This is a genomic window from Phocaeicola sp. ICN-14070 (assembly GCF_037892625.1).
Taxonomy (GTDB): domain Bacteria; phylum Bacteroidota; class Bacteroidia; order Bacteroidales; family Bacteroidaceae; genus Phocaeicola; species Phocaeicola plebeius.
The window spans coordinates 31328-53210 of the sequence record NZ_JBBKBF010000020.1 but is presented as its reverse complement, the minus strand read 5'-3'; the positions used below and the strand labels follow the sequence as shown (position 1 = coordinate 53210).

The window sequence follows — 21883 nt, the reverse complement described above, 5'->3', positions numbered from 1 at the left end:
TTCTAGAAAAAAGAGAACTGTCCAGTACAACCGTCCGTATTTATCTTACTCTGATAAAAGTTATCCTTAATTATGCTATTAAAATGGACTATATTCATTATAAAGTCCACCCATTTGCTGCATGTATATTGCCTTCTTCTCGTATCAGAAATCTTGATTTAACAGTTGATGAATTAAAATCATTGCGAGATGTTTCATTAAAAGAACAGAATCTATTAATCGTACGAGATTTATTTATGCTGACATATTATCTAGGAGGTATTAATCTAAAAGATTTATTAGATTATCATTTCGAGGAAAACAATCTGATATTATCCTACATAAGGCATAAAACTTATCGAACAAAACATGGAGAAAATGAAATCGTTTTTTCTATTCAACCTGAGGCACAACAAATTATTTCAAAATATAGAACTGATAAAGGTTTCTTGAAGTTTGGCCCTTATGAGAGTTACAATAAGGTTTATAGTTTAATTTATCGTTACCTTACCCGTATAGCTCGTGAAGCAGGAATTACTTCTTCTATTTCCTATTATTCTGCTAGAAAATCCTTCGCCCAGCATGGATATAATATCGGAATACAAATAGAAACAATTGAATATTGTATTGGGCATAGTATGAAAAGTAACCGTCCTATAGGCAATTATATTAGAGTTATGCGTTCTCATGCCGATATTGCGATGAGAAGAATTTTTGATGAACTTTTTTAAAGTTATTCTTCATAATTACATAGTAACAATTTTTAGCATCTAATAATCAAGCAATTGTATTAAGACTAGAACTAACTTTTGTTTAACTTAACCAAATTAGAGGTATGAAAGACAGAAATTGTTCTAGTCTGATGCGTTGCGCTTCCAGCCTGCAACGTTTGTTCTTCTTGGCCTTGTTGTCTATCATCGCGATTGGCGCGTATGCACAAGGCAAGACAGTGTCGGGAACTGTACTCGACAAAAGTGGGGAATCTGTAATTGGTGCGAGCGTAGTAGTAAAAGGAACTACCAACGGTACCATTACTGACTTTGACGGTAAGTTTACCTTATCTAATGTACCAAACAATGCTTCGCTTGAAATCAGTTTCGTGGGCTACAAGACTCAAGTGATTCCAGTACAAGGAAAAACTACATTCAATGTGACGATGGTAGAAGATACTGAAGTACTCGATGAAGTTGTTGTGGTAGGTTACGGTGTGCAGAAAAAGTCAGACGTTACTGGTGCGATGGCACGTGTAACGAGTAAAGTGATTGAAGACAGACCTGTACAGAATGCTTTGCAGGCTATGCAAGGTAAGGTAACAGGTGTGGATATTACTTCAAATAACCGTCCTGGAGAGTTAGGTGAGGTTCGTGTTCGTGGTAATCGTTCTATTACAGCTAATAATGATCCGCTTTATGTAATTGATGGTATACCAATGACAGCAGGCTCTATTTCTGATATTAATCCATCTGATATTGAGTCTATGGAAATTCTGAAAGATGCTTCTGCTACTGCTATTTATGGTTCTCGTGGTGCGAATGGTGTGATTTTGGTAACTACTAAAAAAGGAAAAGCAGGAAAAACTACTATTAGTTATGATGGTTCAGTGGTCTTTAGTCGCTTGAATTCAACTACTGATTATATGGATGCAGGTCAACTGCTGGATTATAATCGGCAGTCTGCAATTAATGGTGGAACTTATAATGGTGCTTATGGCACAGCACCGGATCCGAATAGAGACCGTGCTTTATGGTTGGGAACTCAGTCTTATATGGATGGAAGAGTGGCACAAGCTTATCAGTTGAATGCTGATGGAACTCCTGTTTTGCGCCAATCTACAGCAGAAGAAAGAGCTATGGGTTATGCCGATATGGTGCCTGTGTATGATGCTTCTAAGCTTCCGACTACAGATTGGGGAAAACTTGCGACTCGTACAGGGGTAACTCATACTCATCAGATTTCTTTATCTGCAGGTACAGAAACTGCTAAACTTTATTTCTCATTAGGTTATTTAGGTCAGGAATCACCAATGAGAGACCAGGATTATAAGCGTTATACAGCTAATTTGAATGGAGAAATCACTCCTATGAAATGGTTGAAAGTTGGAATGAGTCTGAATGCAAATACGTCTATTAAGAATTATGGTATTGTTAGTAACTTTTCAAATACCGTAGCTAAGGATTCATACGGGTTGGCAATGAACCTGATGCCATGGACACCGGCATATAATGAGGATGGAACTGTATTAATAACGAATGATGGAGATGCGGAACATAATATTGTACGTAATATTAATTCGGCTCAGAATGAATATCGCTATTATGGAGTGAATATGTCTTCTTATGCAGAAATTACAATCTTGCCTTGGTTGAAATGGAGAACAAACTTAGGTGCTCAGTATAGAAACTCACGTGAAGGAAGTTTTTACGGAGAAGATTTTTCTAATCCTTATGGATTTGATTCTACAGCTCCTGGAGCTGCGTACAATAATCAGAGTCAGAATTTGTCATGGGCTTTGGAGAACTTGGTGTATATCAATAAGAATTTTAAAGATATACATTCTTTGAATGTCACTTTGTTGCAATCTGCAGAACGAAGTAGATCTGAAGGATTGTATGTTAGAGCTTATGAAGTGGTTTATCCAACTTCTTTGTGGTATAACATCGGCCAGTCAAACAACTCCAAATATGGTCCGGGTTCAAGTTATTCTACTTGGTCTCGTGCTTCTTATATGGCAAGAATTAACTATGGCCTGATGGATAAATATTTGTTGACTTTGACAGGACGTTACGATGGAGCTTCTATGTTGGCAAGTGGAAATAAATGGGATTTCTTCCCTTCTGCAGCTTTGGCTTGGCGTATGGAACAGGAAGAATTTATTAAGAAAGTGAATTGGATTAATCAGTTAAAACTACGTGTGGGTTATGGTGTAACGGGTAACTCCGCTGTGACTCCTTACCAGACAGGTGGATCTGTAACTTCCGTATATGCCAATATACCATTTGGTGTAGGGAATATCTCTCAGAATACAACAGGAACAAAGACCAATGTGATGCCTAATTATGATTTGGGATGGGAAAAAACGGCCTCATTAAATGTGGGATTGGATTTTGCAGTGTTGAATAATCGTATTTCTGGTAGCTTGGAATACTATATTGCAAAGACTTCTGATTTGTTGATGAATAAAACAATTCCTGTAATTACAGGGTATGGTCAGGTCCTGAGTAATGTCGGAAAAACAGAGAACCGTGGGTTTGAAGTTTCTTTGTCTACAATTAACGTAAAAACAAAGGATTTTACTTGGCAAACAGACTGGACATTCTCATTGAATAAAGAAAAGATTACAGAATTGGCAAATGATGTAGATTTTGACTCTAATGGCCCTTGGAAAGTAGGTGAACCTATTAATGTGTTCTGGGATTATCAATATGATCGTATGTGGCAGGACACTCCAGAAGATAACCGCTTGATGGAGTTGTATTCTAAAATTGGTAAGCTGACATTCCTGGCAGGGCAATATAAGATTGTGGATCAGCCTTTGGTGGAAGTGCCGAAAGGAACAGAGAATTCCAAGACGGTAACGCTGGATTCTGGAGAAGAGGTGACTTATCTGGACAATGGATTTGGTACATTTAATGATGATGACAAAGTATTCTATAACAAATCTCCCAAATGGACAGGTGGTTTAAATAACTCATTTACTTATAAAAACTGGAACTTTAGTTTCTTCACTTACTTCCGTTTTGGAAATACATATTACGGTTTGACACAAACTATAGGTCGTCGTAAAGAAAGTGACACATGGTCTCCTAATAATACTGGAGCTAAATTTGCTCAACCTACTACTGCAACTCGAACTACGACTTATGATTACGTACGTAATTATACAAAAGGGAACATGGTATTGGTAAAGAATATCGCTCTTTCTTATACATTGCCTCAAAAGTTCTTGAAGAAGGTTGGTGCAAGTAGTGCTTCGGTTTATGCGCAGGTCCTGAATCCGTTCTTATGGGGAGGCGAGCTTGTGAAAGCAGGTATCAATCCGGATGATATTACCGGTTGGGATGCAGGAAACCATATTGGTGGTCAGACTAATAATACATGTATTACAAGAAGTTATGTGCTGGGATTGAGATTTAGCTTCTAATAATTGTTTGTTTAATTTATAGCGTTATGAAAAAGATAAAAAACTATATATATATGGGTGTGGCAGCCACTGCGTTAGCTTCATGTACAGACAGTTTTCTGGAAGAGAAAATGGTTGCGACTATCACCCAGGATTATTTGAATACGGAACAAGGTTTGGACCAGTTGATTGTGGGCACTTATAATGCGGAACGTGTAAACTGGGGAAATAGTGAGGGTATTTTTATGTTTGAGACAGGGCATGATTGTGCTCGCGCAAGTGGAAATAATGACTTGAATAAGTTTTCTACCTCTAAATGGAGTGCTACTGGGGAAATTGGTACTCAAACGAATTATTATATGGGATTTCAGTCTAAGCAATCTGACGGATTCCTGATAAATAATTATCCGATTATTGATAACTGTAATAAAGCGATTGAAGCTATCCGTTCTGGCAAGACAGAAGGAAGATATGCAAGTGATTCAGAGTATGCTGCTCAACGTTTGTCAGAAGCTCTTTTTAATCGTGCATATTGTTATTATGGTATGAATACGGTTTTGGGAGATGTTTATTTTTCTACGAAAAGCAGTACGTCTTTACCTGCCAATTATAATTATCAACGTACTCCTGCGGAAGTGATGTTTAAAGAGTTGATTGGAGATTTGCGTTATGCTTTTGAACATTTGCCTGAATCTTATGGAGATGCAGAATATGGTCGTGCTACAAAATATGCGGCTGCTCATTTGTTGGCTAAAATCTATTTGAATCGTGTTCAAGGACAGGAGTATGGAACTGAAGCTTACGGACGTAAAGCAGATGGTACGATTGATAATTCGAATTCTCAGTCTTATTTAGGAATGCTATATAAGGGGAAAGGTACAAACGATTTGGATTCTTGTATTTATTATGCTACACAGGTGATAAATGCTCACCCTTTAGCTTATGATTATTACGATTTGTTCCGTCATGATTTAGGTGATTTTTCAAATGAAAAAACATCGGAGAATGTGCTGAACGCCATATTCTCAGAGAGTGGAGATAACTACCGTTATGGAGTGCGTATCCTGTCTGTTTTTGTGGGGAATGTAGTAGATGAAAAGTATGGTATCCCTGATTATTGTTGGGAATATCCGACTAAACCAGCTAATTATTTCCATAATAATGATTTTGGATTGGATGTATTTACCGATAAGGTAAATGATTCCCGTTATCAGAAATCATTTTGGTTAGAGTTTAAAACCGCACTTAATACAAGTGGGGCTTCTACTCCGAGTGCTAATGCTGATTATTATTCATATAATAGCGCAGAGAATAAGACTTATGTATGGACTGAGGCTCAGGCAAATACATTTAATAATAAATATAAAGCAGATTATACGCGTGAATCTTGGGGAGGGCGTTCTGCTGTAGCTGGAGAACATAAGATGGGTACAGGTGACCTTGCTTATGCTATTCTTGAGAACACAAAAGAGACTGCTATTAATGTAGAAGATGCTGATGCTCAGCCTTACGTGCTTTATGCTCGTTGGATGAAAGATGGCAACAAATACTATTATCGTCCGGAAATCGTGAAGAATGGTGATAATTATACATTTAAGAATACAGCTAGTTTCTATGGCCTGGAAAAGAGTTCCAATACAGGGGTACCTACTTCTAAGAAGTATCATGACCCGAACCGTTCAGGAAAGAATTCATTTTATGGTGGGCGAGATGTACCTGTAATGCGTTCTGCTGAGATGTATTTGGTAAGGGCTGAAGCATACGGACGTCAAGGAAAATATAATGAAGCTATTGACGATATTAATGCGTTGAGACAGCGTGCTGCATTTAAAGCTGGAGAAAATCGTGCTGAGGTAATTGCCCGTTTTGCAGATTTGTATGCAGGAAATCATGTCTTGTCATCAACAGAGTCACATTATCCTTATACTGTTGCAGCTGATTGTTATGATAAGATAAAAGTTGACGCAAGTTATTGGGATGGTACATCAGCACATTCATTGGCTGAAAATTATTGTCCGTCTGCCAATACAAACGAAAAGCGTTTCTTGGAGTTTATTTATAATGAATATGCTCGTGAATTTAACCAAGAAATGATTTATTATGGGGTTATACACCATGCAGGTGTGCAGGCCGCGCGTATTCAATGGCATAACCAGCTGGCGGCAAATATGCAGAATGCTACTTATCAGACAGGTACGTGGGAAACTTCGGATAATTTGTTGGGAACAGATGGGCAAAATGGTCAGCCTAAAGGTGGTTTCCAGAATTATATGACTTTGAAACCGTTCCCACAGTCATTCTTGGATATGCTGACAGATGATAATAATGTATTATTAGATAATGCGGGTAAAAAGGCTTATCAAAATTATGGTTATTAAACTAATAAATAACTGAAGTGAGTGAAAAGTCCGGTGTTATGCCGGACTTTTCTTGTTTATGTACCAATAATTCCAGTTATAATCTTTATTTTTTCATGTATTCTTACAAGAGATAATGTATTTTTACACAAAATATTTAGATAATATGAGACTGAGATTTTTATGGATAAGTTTATGTCTGTTGATGGTTATAAGCAGTATTCATGCCGCAGGACGTGAAAAATATAATTTCAACAGCGACTGGAAATTAAAGGTGGGTGATATAGTTCAGGCAGAGGAGATGGACTATTCGGATGCAGAATGGAAGTCGGTTACACTTCCTCATGCATTCAATGAGGATGAAGCTTTCAAACTGAATATCAAGGATCTTACCGATACAATTGTGTGGTATCGAAAACATTTTCGCTTACCTGCTGATGTGAAAGGACGAAAGGTGTTCATTGAATTTGAAGGAGTACGGCAAGGAATTGATCTGTATGTGAACGGTCACTTGGTCGGCCAGCATGAAAATGGAGTGATGGCTTTTGGTTTCGACCTTACTGCATTTGTAAAGCCGGGTAAGGAAAATGTTATAGCTGCACGTATTGATAACAATTGGGACTATGCAGAGAAGGCTACTGGCGTGAAGTATCAGTGGAGTAACCGTAATTTTAATGCAAATTACGGAGGTTTACCCAAGAATGTGTGGTTGCATGTGACGGATAAATTATACCAGACCTTACCTTTATATAGTAACCTGCAAACTACGGGTGTCTATATTTATGCGGAAGATATTCAGGTACGTGCTCGTAAAGCTCGAATTCATGCCGAATCGGAAGTGAAAAATGAAACAAAGAAAAGCCAGACGGTTGGTTATTTGGTGGAGCTTTTTGACCGTGATGGGAAGCTTGTAAAGTCGTTCCGTGGCGCGGAGAAAAGAATTAATCCAGGAGAAAAAATAGTGCTTTCAGCTGAAAGTGAAGTGGAGGGCTTACATTTCTGGAGCTGGGGGTATGGCTATCTGTATACGGTAAAGACTGCTTTGTGCATAGAGGGAAAGAAAACGGATGAAGTAATTACGCGTACAGGTTTTCGCAAGACACGATTTGCTGATGGAAAAGTATGGTTGAACGACCGGGTGATTCAGTTGAAGGGATTTGCCCAGCGAACAAGTAATGAATGGCCTGCTGTAGGAATGTCGGTACCGGCCTGGTTGAGTGATTATAGCAATGGCCTCATGGTGAAAGCCAATGCTAATCTGGTGCGTTGGATGCATGTAACTCCCTGGAAGCAGGATGTAGAGTCATGCGACCGTGTCGGTTTGATTCAGGCCATGCCGGCAGGAGATGCAGAAAAAGACTGCAAAGGACGTCAGTGGGAACAGCGTAAACTGGTAATGAGGGATGCAATTATCTATAACCGCAACAATCCGAGTATCCTTTTTTATGAATGTGGCAATGAATCAATCAGCCGTGAACACATGCTGGAGATGAAGAAGATACGTGATGAGTTTGATTATCATGGTGGGCGTGCAATCGGTTCTCGTGAGATGCTGGATATTCGTGATGCCGAGTATGGGGGAGAGATGTTGTATATTAACAAAAGTGCTCATCATCCTATGTGGGCCATGGAGTATTGCCGTGATGAAGGCTTGCGCAAGTATTGGGATAATTACTCCTATCCATATCATAAGGATGGAGAAGGAAACAGTGCTTATCATTCTGCGGCCACCGGAAAAACGAAAAAACAGGCAGATGCCAGTGTATACAATCGCAATCAGGACTCTTTCACCATTGAGAATGTGATTCGTTGGTTTGATTACTGGCGTGAACGTCCGGGGACAGGGAAAAGGGTAAGCTCAGGCGGCGCTAAGATTATTTTTTCAGATACAAATACTCATTTTCGTGGGGTAGAGAATTACCGGCGTAGTGGGGATACAGACCCGATGCGTATTCCGAAAGATTCTTATTTCGCTCATCAAGTGATGTGGGACGGATGGGTAGATACGGAAAATCCTCGTTTGCATATCGTAGGACACTGGAATTATGAACCGGGAGTAGTCAAGCCTGTGTATGTGGTTTCTAATACGGATAGTGTGGCGTTATTTTTTAACGGAAAACCAATGGGACAGGCTCAGCGTGACTATCATTTTTTGTTTACTTTTGATAAAATCGCCTTCACTCCTGGAGTATTGGAAGCTGTGGGGTATAATGACGGAAAAGAAGCTGCGCGTATGCAGTTAAGAACCGCAGGTAAACCAGCTAAATTGAAATTAGCTGCCATTCAGCATCCGAAAGGATGGAAAGCCGATGGAGCCGATTTGGTGTTGTTGCAAGTGGAGGTCGCTGATGCGGAAGGGAATCGTTGTCCGCTGGCGAACGATTTGATTCATTTTACGGTAGAAGGTCCGGCAGAATGGCGAGGAGGTATAGCGCAAGGCCCGGATAATTATATCTTGTCGGAAAAACTTCCTGTGGAATGTGGGGTGAACCGTGCGTTATTGCGCTCGTCTGTTACAGCAGGGAAGGTGGTTGTACGAGCTGAAGCAGAAGGATTGGCTTCTGCCTCATTGGAACTGGTTTCTTCTCCTGTAGAAGTACAAAACGGACTGAGTACATACATTCCTGGAGATGATTTGGAAGGAAGTTTAGATCGTGGAGAAACCCCTTTGTCTCCTTCTTATATAGATCGTGCGGTGGATGTGGCTGTGCTCTCTGCAGAGGCCGGAATAAATACGGAGGAAGCTTGTAAGAGTTGTGATGACAATGAATTGAGTGAATGGAAAAATGATGGAAAAGCTTCCACTGCATGGATTAAGTATCATCTTGAAAGGATAGCGCGTGTGGATGAGGTATGTATGAAACTTACAGGATGGCGTATGCGCAGTTATCCTTTGGAAATTTATGCGGGCGATGAACTGATTTGGAGCGGAGAAACTGAAAAAAGTCTGGGTTACGTTCATCTGAAAGTGAAACCGGTTCCTGCTTCTGAAATAACTATCCGGTTGAAGGGTTCAAGTAAAGAGGATGATGCCTTTGGACAGATTGTGGAAGTGGCTGCTCCAGTAGCCAATGAATTGGATTTGTTTAAGGCGAAAGATGGAGATAAAACCAATCATGAACTTCGTATTGTAGAAGTTGAATTTAAGGAAAGCCTGAACAGATAGCAGGCTGGGTGAAAATATAAACGGGGAAAAGCAGACATAACGTGGTTGCTTTTCCCCGCTGTTGTTTTGAGGGTTATTTTACTTCGATTTGTATCTTTCCTGATTTCAGCCCTTTTGCGGTGACTTGTAACTCAAGGGTACCTGCTTCTTTTCCTGATTGCACAATTGCAGTCAGCATGCCGTTGAAGGCGTGCATCTGAGGCAGGTGGAACAAATCCAGACAAGTTGGATCTCCATTGGCTGAGGCTTTGTAGCTTCCAGCTCCTTTTACTTTAAATTTCACCAAGCGCATATCTGTGGGGCAGAGATTTCCGTCTTTGTCCACAACACGTACGGTTACGTAAGCCAAATCTTTTCCATCGGCTGTGAGCGACTGGCGTGAAGAAACCAATTCAATATGGTGAGGTTTGCCTGCCGTGCGGATTATCTTTTCTGCTTTAGCCGTACCGTGTTCATCGTATGCCACGACTTTTACTTCTCCCGGTTCGTAAATGGCGTTGTGCCACATCAGGCGGTAACGGTTCTCTACGCTTTGGTTGTTCTTCGTCTGTTTCCCATAACTTTTTCCGTTGATGAAAAGTTCGGCTGTCGGATAGTTGGTATAGACGAATACAGGTACCTCTTTTCCTTCTCTTCCTTCCCAGTTCCAATGAGGAAGAATATGAAGTGTTTCAGCTTGTTTGTTCCATACGCTGCGGTATAAATAGTACCGGTCTTTGGGCAAGGCAGCCAGGTCGATAATACCGAACATAGAGCTGTGGTTGGGCCATGCATCCGTATCGTATGGACTGGGTTCACCTAGATAATCAAAACCTGTCCAGACAAACTGCCCCAAAGTCCATTGGTGGTCATCAGCCAGAGCAAAGTCTATATCGGGAATGTTAGACCAGGAGCAGTATTCCAGGTCGTAAGAAGAAGACTGATGGTCTTCGTATTTTGCATCGGCTTTACGCTCTGCCGGGAATTTGTATATACCGCGTGAACTGACGGTAGAAGAGGTTTCTGAGCCTAATACAAGATTTTGAGGCAGGCGTTGGTAAGCTTCTTCATAGCGGTGTGCGCGATAATTGAATCCTGGAATATCGAGCATGGCCGCAAAACCGTTGTCGAGTACACAACTAACCTGGTCCATGCCGCAGGTAACCGGACGGGTAGGATCTTCCCGATGGCAAATGTCTTGCAGGAACTTGGCTACTTTGTATCCTTCACTGCTGCATTGGGTGGGTACTTCATTACCGATACTCCACATCACTACACAGGGATTATTCCGGTATTGCCGTAGCATGTTTACCATGTCTTTTTCGGCCCATTCCTTAAAATAACGATGGTATCCGTTTTCACATTTGGCAATGTCCCATTCATCGAAAGGTTCAATCATCATCATGAATCCCATTTCATCGCAGAGTCTGACAAGTTCGGGTGCCGGCATGTTGTGTGCGGTACGAATGGCATCGCAGCCCATGTCTTTTAATAATGTAAGCTGGTGGCGTAGAGCCGATACGTTGATGGCAGCTCCTAAAGGACCTAAGTCGTGGTGGTTGCATACCCCCTGGAATTTACGGTGCTGGCCGTTCAGGAAAAAGCCTTTGTCAGCTACAAATTCGATGGAACGGATACCAAAGCGGGTGGTATAAGTATCTGTTAGTTTTCCGTTGGCATAGATTTTAGATACGGCCTGATATAAGAACGGTGTTTCGGGCGACCACAATTGCGGGTTTTCTACAATAAAATTTTGTGTAAACGGTTGCCCGTGATTGATACGTCCGCTGTTTTTCTTGAAAGAAACTCTTTTTCCGTTCGGGTCCAGAATTTCTGTTTCTATGGTAATTTCTTCTTTTCCTGCATTCTGTAAAGAGGTACGAAGGCAAACTGAAGCATAGTCATTAGCAACGTGTGGGGTGGTAACCTGTGTTCCCCATACAGGTACATGTATTTTTTCTGCAGTAATCAGATGGACATTCCGGTAAAGTCCGGCTCCCGGATACCAGCGGGAAGATTGAGGACGGTTTTCCAGACGTACGGCCAATACATTGTCTTTTCCTTCTTTGTGCAGAAGCTCAGTAATGTCGCAATGGAAGGAATTGTAACCGAAAGGCCAGAAGCAGGCTTCTTTTCCATTGACATACACGCGGGCTTCACTCATGGCTCCATCAAAAACCAGTGTTGTCTTTTTGTCAGGGTCTGCATCGAAACAGGTACGATACCATCCTACTCCCACATAAGGAAGTCCTCCGGTACGTCCGGTCTTGACAGATGCCTGTTTCTCCAAGTTCTGAGTAATGGCTACATTTTGTAAATCATTATTACGGTCAAACGGTCCATAAATGGCCCAGTCGTGTGGAATACAGACAGATTCCCATTGAGAATCATTCAATGAAACAGTTTCAGCTCCATTGGTTTCTCCTTTGTGGAATTTCCAGCCGGTTTCCAAGAGTTGTTCATGTCGCTGTGCGTTGAGACTGCATACACTACAGAGGATAGTAGCGAGCAGAAAGAATTTACGGATGTACATAGATTTCTAAGATTAGGTTTTCATTTATCAAGCAAAGATAAACTTTTCGTTCGAAACTATCCTTATTTATTCCTGAACTCTTACTATATTTGCGGAGAAATTGGAGAAATACGTAATAATCAATCATATAATATTTCGCTATGGAATATAATTTCAGAGAAATTGAGAAAAAGTGGCAGCAGAGATGGGTGGAACGTAAGACCTATAAAGTTGTCGAAGATGAATCCAAGAAAAAGTTCTACGTGTTGAACATGTTCCCTTATCCGTCGGGAGCGGGACTTCACGTAGGTCATCCGCTGGGATACATTGCCAGCGATATTTATGCACGTTACAAACGATTGCAAGGATTCAATGTGTTGAATCCGATGGGATATGACGCATACGGTTTGCCTGCTGAACAGTATGCCATTCAAACGGGCCAGCATCCGGCCGTTACTACCGCAGCTAACATTGCACGCTATCGCGAGCAGTTGGACAAGATTGGTTTTTCGTTCGACTGGGATCGTGAGGTACGTACGTGCGAACCTGGATATTATCACTGGACACAGTGGGCTTTCCAGAAAATGTTCAACAGCTTCTATTGTAATTCATGCCAGAAAGCACAGCCTATCAGCAAACTGATTGCTCATTTTGAGGCTGAAGGAACCAAGGGGCTGGACGTAGCATGCAGCGAAGAACTGAATTTTACTGCAGAAGAATGGAAAGCTAAGACAGAAAAGGAACAGCAGGAAATTCTGATGAACTACCGTATCGCTTACTTAGGAGAGACCATGGTAAACTGGTGTCCGGCATTGGGTACGGTATTGGCCAATGATGAAGTAGTAGACGGGGTATCTGAACGTGGAGGCCATCCGGTGGTGCAGAAAAAGATGCGCCAGTGGTGTTTGCGTGTGTCTGCTTATGCACAGCGTTTACTTGACGGACTGGAAACGGTAGACTGGACAGATTCTTTGAAAGAAACTCAGCGTAACTGGATTGGTCGTTCAGAAGGTACTGAAGTACGTTTCAAGGTAAAAGACAGCGATTTGGAATTTACTATCTTTACTACGCGTGCCGATACGATGTTCGGTGTGACTTTCATGGTACTTGCACCTGAAAGTGAACTGGTGCCGATGCTGACAACCGAAGCACAGCGTGCAGAAGTTGAGGCTTATCTGGACCGTACAAAGAAGCGTACAGAACGTGAACGTATTGCTGACCGTCGTGTAACGGGTGTGTTCAGTGGTTCGTATGCCGTAAATCCGTTTACAGGAGAATCTGTTCCAGTATGGATTAGTGATTATGTATTGGCTGGTTATGGAACAGGAGCCATCATGGCGGTACCTGCGCACGATAGTCGTGACTATGCATTTGCCAAACATTTCAACTTGCCGATTGTACCGTTGGTAGAAGGTTGTGACGTAAGCGAAGAAAGCTTCGATGCGAAGGAAGGAATCGTTTGCAACTCTCCGAAAGCCGGGGTAACTCCTTATTGCGAGTTGACGCTGAATGGCCTGACAATTAAAGAAGCCATTGCAGCTACCAAGAAATATGTGAAAGAGCATAATCTGGGCCGTGTGAAAGTCAACTTCCGTTTGCGTGATGCGATTTTCTCTCGCCAGCGTTATTGGGGTGAACCGTTCCCGGTATATTACAAGGACGGCATGCCGTATATGATTGACGAAAGCAAGCTTCCGCTGGAACTTCCTGAGGTTGCTAAGTTCTTGCCTACAGAAAGTGGAGAACCTCCTTTGGGACATGCAACCCGTTGGGCATGGGATGTAGCCAAAGGTGAAGTCGTAGAAAATACGAAGATTGATAACGTGAATGTATTCCCTCTGGAATTGAATACTATGCCGGGATTTGCCGGTTCCAGCGCATATTATTTGCGTTACATGGATCCGCATAACAATGAAGCGATGGTTTCTGAGAAGGCAGACCATTACTGGCAGAATGTAGACCTTTATGTAGGAGGTACGGAACATGCTACCGGCCACTTGATTTATTCTCGCTTCTGGAATAAGTTCTTGTTCGACTTGGGTATCAGCATTAAGGAAGAGCCGTTCCAGAAACTGGTGAATCAGGGAATGATTCAGGGACGAAGCAACTTTGTATATCGTATCAAGGATACCAATACTTTTGTGTCATTGGGATTGAAAGACCAGTATGAAGTAACTCCGTTGCACGTAGATGTAAACATTGTATCGAATGATGTACTGGATGTGGAAGCCTTCAAGAACTGGCGCCCGGAATATCATAATGCAGAGTTTATTTTGGAAGATGGCAAGTATATCTGTGGTTGGGCAGTTGAAAAGATGAGTAAGTCCATGTATAACGTGGTGAACCCGGATATGATTGTAGAACGTTATGGAGCAGATACATTGCGTATGTATGAAATGTTCCTTGGCCCGGTAGAACAGTCTAAGCCATGGGATACCAATGGTATTGACGGAGTACACCGCTTCCTGAAGAAGCTTTGGAATTTGTTCTATGACCGTCAGGGTACTTTCTTGCCTGCTGAAGGAGAAGCTACCAAAGAAGAACTGAAAGCCATTCATAAATTGATTAAGAAGGTGACAGGAGATATTGAAACCTTCTCTTACAACACCTCTATCAGCGCCTTTATGATTTGTGTCAATGAATTGACTTCATTGAAATGTCGCAACAAGGCTGTGATGAGCAATCTGGTAGTGCTTTTGGCTCCGTTTGCTCCGCATTTGGCAGAAGAATTGTGGGAAGCTTTGGGCAATACTTCTTCTGTATGCGATGCACATTGGCCGGAATTCAATGAGGAATATTTGAAAGAAAACAGCGTAAAATATACTATTTCTTTCAATGGTAAGGCTCGCTTTACAATGGAGTTCCCTGCAGATGCAGACAATAATACCATCCAGGCTGCTGTACTGGCTGAAGAACAGTCACAGAAGTGGATTGAGGGCAAGACTCCGAAGAAGGTGATTATTGTACCGAAGAAAATTGTAAATATTGTACTTTAACCTTTTAAATGCTCGTCCGGAATGAACAGGAGGTATCTTCTGTTCATTCCGGACTGTTTTTTATTGTCTATGGAAGCTTTATTAAAGAAAAAGTTGGGCCGGGAGTCCAGAGACTATTTGGCCATAACCTTCGGGCTGATTTGTTATTCCATTGGCTGGGCTGCATTTATGCTTCCCTATCAGATTACTACCGGAGGAGTAACGGGTATTGCGGCAATTATTTATTATGCCACAGGCATAGAGATTCAGGTCTCCTATTTTGTGATTAATGCAATATTCTTGGGTTTTGCCTTGAAAATATTAGGGCCTAAATTTAGTATTAAGACCATCTTTGCCATCTTTATGCTGACTTTCCTGCTCTGGTTCTTTCAGATGATTTTGAAGGATGAGAATGGCAATCTTCCTCAGTTGTTAGGTCCTGGTCAGGATTTTATGGCTTGTGTGATAGGTGCTGGTCTGCTGGGTTTTGGAATTGGTATCGTGTTCTGTAATAATGGAAGTACGGGTGGAACGGATATCATTGCCTGGATTATCAATAAGTATAAGGATGTTACGTTGGGGCGGATGATGATGTATTGCGATATCGTCATCATTTCATCCTGTTATTTTATTTTTCACGACTGGCGCAGGGTATTGTTCGGTTTTTGTGTCTTATTTGTGATGAGTATCGTCATTGACTATGTGATTAACAGTACACGGCAGTCTGTGCAGTTTCTGATATTCTCACGCAAATATGAGGAGATAGCCGAAGGGATTGCGACAAAGATTGATCGTGGAGTGACTTTGCTTGATGGAAAGGGATGGTATAGTAAACAGGAAATAAAGGTAGTAGTGGTTTTGGCTAAAAAAAGGGAATCACTCGATATCTTCCGTTTAGTAAAGGACATTGATCCGAATGCCTTCATTTCACAAAGTAATGTAGTTGGAGTATATGGCGAAGGCTTTGATAAGCTTAAAGTAAAATAAACTTTTCCCTTAAAAAACTAAAATAAAATAAGTTTTTTCGATTAATTTGGCTTATCGGAAAAACTTATTTTATTTTGTACCTGATATTGCGATACTTGAATCTATAACGTGAAAAATATGTCAAAAGTCACTCTGATGATGTTACTGGCCTTTTTACTGACTTATGGAAATCATGCGTCGGGCAGTAGTTTATCTCAAATCCATCAGCTGCATACTGGATGGGAATTTTCAACGTACGGTAGTAATGAATGGTTGTCTGCACAGGTGCCGGGCACGGTGCATCAGGACCTGATAGCTCATGATAAATTGCCTGATCCTTTTTATGGCATGAATGAGCAGAAAATACAATGGGTAGAAAAGGAAGACTGGTTGTATCGCACTTCATTTGTACTGACAGAAGAGCAGCTACATCATGAAGGGGTGTATCTGGTTTTTGAAGGGCTTGATACCTATGCAGATGTTTTCTTAAATGGTTCTTTGTTGCTGAAAGCAGATAATATGTTTGTGGGATATCGGGTACCTGTCAAGTCTGTTTTAAGAAAAGGAGAAAACAGACTTGTAGTACGTTTTCGTTCGCCTATTCGTGAACTGATGCCTCAATGGGAGAGCAACGGTTTTGATTATCCTGCAGATAATGACCATTATCCTCAAAAATTAAGTGTGTTTAGTCGGAAAGCACCTTATTCCTACGGATGGGACTGGGGCATCCGTATGGTGACTTGTGGTATTTGGCGGCCAGTGTATTTGCAGTTTGCAGACCGGGCGGTAGTGGAAGATTATTTCGTGCACCAGCAGTCAGTCAGTGCTGAACAGGCAGAGGTAGACAATCGCCTAGAAATAAATAATATTGGTAATCATACACAGCAGGCTGTGGTACGTGTGACGTACAGTTATGCGGGTGAGTCAGATAAAAGCATAGAAAAGGTGGTGGAATTGCAGCCAGGGCTTAATCATATTTCTCTTCCTGTAACAGTGGAGCGGCCGCACTTGTGGATGCCTAACGGTTGGGGAGAGCCTGCGTTGTATATGTTTGAGGCTTCAGTGTCGGTCGATGGGCAAGTGGTGTCACAGAAGAGTCACCAGATTGGTCTGCGCTCGATACGTGTAGTCCAGGAGGAGGATAAGGACGGTCAGAGTTTCTACTTCGAAGTGAACGGGGTACCGATGTTTGCTAAAGGTACGAACTTGATTCCGTCGGATGCCCTGCTGCCGCGTGTCACACGCCAGCGCTACAGCCGTCTGCTGGAGGATGTGCAGTCATCCAATATGAACATGATTCGTGTGTGGGGCGGTGGTATCTATGAAGACGACGCGTTCTTTGAGGAAGCCGATAGGCGCGGCATTCTGGTATGGCAGGACTTCATGTTTGCTTGTACCACCTATCCCCATGACCCGGCCTTTCTGCGTCGTGTAGAAGCGGAAGCGGAATATAACATTCGTCGTCTGCGCAACCATGCGTCGCTGGCCATGTGGTGCGGCAATAATGAGATTTACGAGGGTATGCGCTATTGGGGGTGGAAGGAGAAATATTCGCCCGAAGTCTATCAGCAGATGCAGGAGGGATATGATATACTTTTCCGTCAGCTTTTGCCACAGAAGGTGAAAGAATTTGATCCGGGTCGCTTCTACCTGGAAGGCTCGCCGCTGGAGGCCAACTGGGGCAGGCCGGAGAGCTGGAAAGTGGGCGACAGCCATAACTGGGGCACGTGGTACGGGCAGAAGCCTTTCGAGAGTTTAGATAAGGAGATACCGCGTTTCATGAGCGAGTACGGCTTTCAGGCCTTTCCGGAGATGAAGACCATCCGCACCTTTGCTTCGCCCGAGGATTATGAGCTGGAGTCGCCCGTAATGAATGCGCATCAGAAGAGCACGATAGGGAATGCCTTGATTAAGAAAACCATGAGCCTGTATTATCCGGTGCCGGAGAAGTTTGAAGACCTGGTGTACGTGGGGCTGGTGCTGCAGGGCCACGGCATGCGCCGGGGCATGGTGGCGCACCGCCGCAATCGTCCGTACTGCATGGGCAGCTTGCCCTGGCAGCTGAACGACAGCTGGCCCGTGGTGTCGTGGTCGGCCATCGATTATTACGGCAACTGGAAAGCCATGCAGTATCACACGCGCCGTGCCTTTGCGCCCGTGCTGGTGGATGCCATCCGCCAGGGCGACAAGCTGCGCTTTTATGTGCTGTCCGACCGCCTGCAGACGGAGAAGGTGACACTGCACCTGGCGCTGACGGACTTTCAGGGAAAGGTGATCCGCCGCCATCGGGTGGAAGGGATGCTGCCGGTAAATGCTTCGGAGGTGTTCTTTGAGCAGGACTGGCAGAAGGCTTTCGAGGGCTGGGATACTACGGCTTCGTTCATCCGCATGACGCTCAAGGGCGCGGACGGACGGGAGGTGCTCTCGGACGAGGTGTTCTATCCGGTGCATCCCAAGGAGCAGCATCTGCCTAGGGCTGAAATCTCCTGCCGCAAGGTGAAGAAGGGCGGGGTGGTGGAACTGACGCTGAAGTCGCGTGTGCTGGCGCGCGACGTGTTCGTGGAGGTGCCCTTGCAGGGGGCGCGTTTCTCCGACAATTTCTTCGACCTGCTGCCGGGCGAGATGAAGCGCATCACGGTGTCTTCGGCCGACGGTACGCCGCTGGAGGACGTTTCCGTGGTGATTCACCAGCTGGCCGATGTGAGGGAATAAAATCTGATTACTAATCTTTTATATGTATTGATTATGAAACCATTTTCAAAAATGAATTGTATGGGGCTGGCATTTGCCGGAATGCTGATGGCCTCGTGTGCGGACAGTCCGACGGCAGTGGCTGACTATCAGGTGGTGCCCATGCCGCTGGAGATTACGGCAGCATCGCAGGGTTCGTTCCTGCTGAAGAGTGGGGAAACTATCTGCTATACGGCAGGGAATGACAAGATGAAGAAGAACGCCGAGTTCCTGGCGGCTTTTATCAAGGAACAGACGGGCATCGCGCTGAAGGTAGCGGAAGGTGACGGGGAAGAGGGCATCGTGCTCCGACTGGGGCTGGAAGCTGATTCTCCGGAAGCGTATCAGCTGAAGGTGGACGACCGCAAGGTGGTGATTGCCGCTCCTTCGGAAGCGGGTGTGTTCTATGGCATCCAGACGCTCCGCAAGTCGGTGTCGGTGCATGAGGGGGCAGGAGCGGTGGAACTGCCGGCAGTGGAAATCAACGACTTGCCGCGCTTCAGCTACCGTGGTATGATGCTCGATGTGGGCCGTCACATGTTCAGCATGGATGAAATCAAGACGTACATCGACATGCTGGCTTTGCACAACATCAACCGCTTCCACTGGCATCTGTCGGAAGATCAGGGGTGGCGTATCGAAATCAAGAAGTATCCCAAGCTGACGGAAATCGGCTCCAAACGCAGCGAGACGGTGATCGGACGTAACTCGGGCGAGTATGACGGCAAGCCTTACGGCGGTTTCTATACGCAGGAACAGGCCAGGGAAATCGTGGCTTACGCGGCGGAACGCTATATCACGGTCATTCCGGAAATCGACCTTCCGGGTCACATGCAGGCGGCGCTGGCGGCTTATCCGGAACTGGGATGTACGGGCGGTCCGTATGAAGTATGGCGCATGTGGGGTATTTCCGACAACGTGCTTTGTGCGGGTAACGACAAGACCATCCAGTTCATCAAGGATGTGCTGGCTGAAATCATCGACATCTTCCCGTCGGAATACATCCATGTGGGTGGCGACGAATGTCCGAAGGTGAAGTGGGAGACTTGTCCGAAGTGTCAGGCCCGTATCAAGGCGCTGGGCATCAAGGGCGACAGCAAGCACTCGAAGGAAGAGTATCTGCAGAGCTACGTGATACATGAAGCAGAGAAGTTCCTCACCGAGAACGGACGCAGCATGATTGGCTGGGATGAAATCCTGGAAGGCGGTCTGGCTCCGAATGCCACGGTGATGTCGTGGAGAGGGGAAGCCGGTGGTATTGAAGCGGCTCGTCAGCAGCACAATGTCATCATGACGCCGAACACGTACCTGTATTTCGACTATTATCAGGCAAAGGATACGGACAGTGAACCGCTGGCCATCGGTGGCTATCTGCCTATGGAACGGGTGTACAGCTACGAACCGATGCCGTCTGCCCTTTCTCCGGAAGAACAGAAGTTCATTACCGGTGTGCAGGCGAACCTCTGGACGGAATATATCCCGACCATGGCACAGGCACAGTACATGGTATTGCCGCGTATGGCTGCGCTTTGTGAAACACAGTGGAGTGCTCCTGAAAAGAAGCAGGATTATCAGGGATTCCTGAAACGCACGGCTCGTCTGACAAAGATTTATCAGCTGAAGGGATGGAACTACGCGACGCATATCTTCGATGTGAATGTGCACATCGCTCTCAACACGGAAACGGGCAAGCTGGATGTAACGGCAAGCACCATCGACGATGCGCCTGTGTACTATACCCTCGACGGTACGGAACCTACCACTGCTTCGTCCAAGTATGAAAACGGACTGACCATTGATGCGGCATGTGTGCTGCGCATGATGGCCGTGCGCCCGGAAGGCAACTCGCGCATTACGCGTGACAGCATTGCGTTCAGCAAGTCTACGGCGAAACCCATCATCCTATTGCAGCCTATCAATAAGCCTTACGAGTTTAAGGGCGCCACTACGCTGGTAGACGGTATGACGGGCGACCGCAACTACAAGACCGGACGCTGGATTGCTTTCTACAAGAATGACATGGAGGCGGTGATTGACTTGAAGGAGGCTACCGAAATCAGTTCCATGACCCTGCGCACTTGCGTGGAAAAGGGCGACTGGACGTTTGATACCAGAGGCATTACCGTAGAGGTGTCAGACGACAACAAGACTTTCAAGAAAGTGGCTTCGGAAGTTTATCCGGCTATGAAGGAAACGGATGCCAACCAGATTTATACCCATACCCTGACGTTTGACCCGGTAAAGACCCGTTACGTGAAGGTAACGGCTTTGTCCGAAAAGAATATCCCGGCATGGCACGGCGGCAAGGGCAATCCCGGATTCTTGTTTGTAGATGAAATCGTATTGAACTGACGGCTATGCGTAAACTGGTTTTTGCTACTAACAATGCCCATAAACTGGAGGAGATACGTGCCATTCTGGGAGATAAAGTGGAAGTGCTGAGTTTGAAAGATATCCGTTGTGAGGCCGATATTCCGGAAACGGCGGATACGCTGGAAGGAAATGCCGCGCTGAAGGCGGAATATATTCATGCGCATTATGGCATGGATTGCTTTGCCGACGATACCGGTCTGGAGGTGGAAGCGCTGGACGGGGCTCCCGGGGTGTATTCGGCACGTTATGCGGGCGGTGAAGGGCACGACTCGGAAGCCAACATGAAGAAGCTGCTGGCAGAACTGGAAGGCAAGGAGAACCGGAAGGCGCAGTTCCGCACGGCCATCTGCCTGATAGAAGGAGGAGAAAAGCACTTGTTCGAAGGCATTGTGAAGGGAGAAATCATCCGGGAGAAAAAAGGAAGCTCCGGCTTCGGCTACGACCCGGTGTTCGTGCCGGAAGGTTATTCCGAGACTTTTGCGGAGATGGGGGCTGAAGAAAAGAACAGGATCAGTCACCGGGCAAGAGCCGTACAGAAGCTGTGTGACTATCTGAACAGTAAATAAAGCAGAATAAAGGCTGTGGATTATTTCTACAAATGTGCAGAAATTCCACAGCCTTTCTTTTTTTTAATCGCGTGTAACGTTCTTGTAATCAAATTTTTAAAAAATAAAGTATAAAAAGGCTGTTTTTGGCGTGTGTTTTGCGAAGTATTCTACGGAATTA

General features: G+C 44.2%; 10 protein-coding genes. 9 read left to right on the top strand and 1 reads right to left on the bottom strand.

Going from position 1 to position 21883, the window contains the following annotated elements:
* The 4 genes from WKT20_RS07685 to WKT20_RS07670 all read left to right on the top strand — a co-directional run.
* On the top strand, nucleotides 1-710 hold a 710-nt coding region (locus tag WKT20_RS07685), incomplete at its 5' end, for a phage integrase SAM-like domain-containing protein (protein ID WP_445323272.1).
* 104 nt (nucleotides 711-814) lie between these two features.
* Entirely contained in the window at nucleotides 815-4120 is a 3306-nt protein-coding gene (locus WKT20_RS07680; protein ID WP_118164448.1) for a SusC/RagA family TonB-linked outer membrane protein, read from the top strand.
* Nucleotides 4121-4146: 26 nt separating this feature from the next.
* Nucleotides 4147-6477, top strand: coding sequence for a RagB/SusD family nutrient uptake outer membrane protein (locus WKT20_RS07675; RefSeq protein ID WP_118164450.1), 2331 nt, complete (start codon nucleotides 4147-4149; stop codon nucleotides 6475-6477).
* 145 nt (nucleotides 6478-6622) lie between these two features.
* Nucleotides 6623-9622, top strand: a complete 3000-nt coding sequence (locus WKT20_RS07670; protein WP_118441080.1) for a glycoside hydrolase family 2 protein — start codon at nucleotides 6623-6625, stop codon at nucleotides 9620-9622.
* Nucleotides 9623-9695: 73 nt separating this feature from the next.
* On the opposite strand, the gene WKT20_RS07665 is transcribed toward WKT20_RS07670, so the two are convergent.
* Nucleotides 9696-12134, bottom strand: coding sequence for a glycoside hydrolase family 2 TIM barrel-domain containing protein (locus tag WKT20_RS07665; protein WP_278454754.1), 2439 nt, complete (start codon nucleotides 12132-12134; stop codon nucleotides 9696-9698).
* Nucleotides 12135-12274: 140 nt separating this feature from the next.
* On the opposite strand from WKT20_RS07665, the gene leuS reads away from it, so the two are divergent.
* The 5 genes from leuS to WKT20_RS07640 all read left to right on the top strand — a co-directional run bounded on the left by leuS (nucleotide 12275) and on the right by WKT20_RS07640 (nucleotide 21723).
* Nucleotides 12275-15109, top strand: coding sequence for a leucine--tRNA ligase (gene leuS / locus WKT20_RS07660; RefSeq protein WP_117701123.1), 2835 nt, complete (start codon nucleotides 12275-12277; stop codon nucleotides 15107-15109).
* Nucleotides 15110-15178: 69 nt separating this feature from the next.
* Nucleotides 15179-16075 carry a YitT family protein gene (locus WKT20_RS07655; RefSeq protein WP_007559540.1) on the top strand — a complete coding sequence of 299 codons (897 nt, stop codon included), beginning with the start codon at nucleotides 15179-15181 and terminating at the stop codon, nucleotides 16073-16075.
* Nucleotides 16076-16192: 117 nt separating this feature from the next.
* A complete protein-coding gene (locus WKT20_RS07650; RefSeq protein WP_118164459.1) occupies nucleotides 16193-18766 on the top strand; it encodes a beta-mannosidase in 2574 nt (857 codons plus the stop codon).
* A gap of 33 nt (nucleotides 18767-18799) precedes the next feature.
* On the top strand, nucleotides 18800-21136 hold the full coding sequence (locus WKT20_RS07645) for a glycoside hydrolase family 20 protein (protein WP_278454755.1): 2337 nt from the start codon (nucleotides 18800-18802) through the stop codon (nucleotides 21134-21136).
* Between the two features lie 5 nt (nucleotides 21137-21141).
* Nucleotides 21142-21723, top strand: a complete 582-nt coding sequence (locus tag WKT20_RS07640; protein WP_118164464.1) for a non-canonical purine NTP diphosphatase — start codon at nucleotides 21142-21144, stop codon at nucleotides 21721-21723.
* The last annotated feature ends 160 nt before the right edge of the window (nucleotides 21724-21883 follow it).